The 1,262-nt window shown below is 58.1% G+C and carries 1 protein-coding gene; it reads left to right on the plus strand.

The genetic code is table 11. The features are described from left to right. Positions 1–83: 83 nt before the first annotated feature. Positions 84–1,211, plus strand: a complete 1,128-nt coding sequence (locus tag KY379_RS27140; RefSeq protein ID WP_261242704.1) for an IS481 family transposase — start codon at positions 84–86, stop codon at positions 1,209–1,211. The last annotated feature ends 51 nt before the right edge of the window (positions 1,212–1,262 follow it).

Raw genomic sequence — 1,262 nt, forward strand, 5'->3', positions numbered from 1 at the left:
TGTATGGACCGGACACATGGTGGACACATGTACGGGGACATGGTTGACACTTTTCGGCAAGCAAACCTGCCGGGAATTCGACCATGCCCTGGAACGCGAGAGACACCATGAGCCTGAGAGAAGAGTTCGCTCACCTAGCCAATCATCCAGACGCTAATATCAGAGAGTTGTGCCGGCGTTTCGGCATTAGTCCCCAGACAGGCTACAAGTGGCTAAACCGATACCGGAAGGAGGGTGCGGCAGGCCTTGTGGAGCGCTCCAGAAAACCTCGCAGCAGTCCCAAGCAGACGGACCAAAAGCTTGAGGAAGAGGTGGTCGCCATCCGCAAGGAACACCCAGCCTGGGGCGGTCGCAAGATCCGGCATCTGCTGGACCAGCGCATTTGTGCCAGTACTGTCACCAATGTGCTGCATCGGCATGGGTTGATCACCCCCGAGGCCAGCGATGCGGCAACGCCGTGGAAACGCTATGAGCGGGAAGCGCCCAATGATCTCTGGCAGATCGACTTCAAAGGCTTCTTCCAGACAGATCAGGGGGCGTGCTACCCGTTGACGCTGATCGATGACCACTCGCGCTTCAACCTGACCATCCAAGCCTGTCCGCATCAGCGAACTGAACTGGTACAAGAGCACCTGACCGATCTGTTCAGGCGATACGGGCTGCCCCTGCAGATCAACGCAGACAATGGCGCGCCCTGGGGCGCACCACGAAACCCGGGCGAGCTGACGCCGCTAGGGATCTGGATCGTGCGGCTAGGCATACGCCTGACGTTCAGCCGGCCAGGACACCCGCAAACCAACGGCAAGGATGAGCGCTTCCATCGAACGCTCAAGGCTGAGGTGCTCAGGGGCCGTACTTTCCGTGATTTGCGAGAAGCCCAGGAAGCGTTTGATCTCTGGCGTGGTGTCTACAACTACAAGCGGCCTCACCAGCAGTTGGGTTACCAAGTGCCGATCGATCGCTATCAGATGAGCAAACGGCCATTTCCCAGCCGGCTGCAGGACTTCGAATATGGCCCCGATGACATCTTGATCAAGCCCTACCACAGCCAGTTCCGCTACAAGAAGCGCTCATTCCGGATAGCCAAGGCGCTAGCGGGACATATCGTGGCCCTGCGTCCGAGCGAGCAAGGACCTGATCACTTCGACGTCTACTTCTGTCGCCACAAGCTGAGAACCATCGATTTCAACAACCCGGATGGCAGGCGATAATGTGTCCACCATGTCCCCGTACATGTGTCCACCATGTGTCCGGTCCATACA

It is taken from the genome of Pseudomonas sp. HD6422 (assembly GCF_025377065.1).
GTDB classification, from domain to species: domain Bacteria; phylum Pseudomonadota; class Gammaproteobacteria; order Pseudomonadales; family Pseudomonadaceae; genus Aquipseudomonas; species Aquipseudomonas putida_U.

What these genes read in the sequence shown, in the direction of transcription:
- KY379_RS27140 (WP_261242704.1), top strand. Translation starts at nt 84, where the DNA reads ATGCCCTGGAACGCGAGAGACACCATGAGCCTGAGAGAAGAGTTCGCT.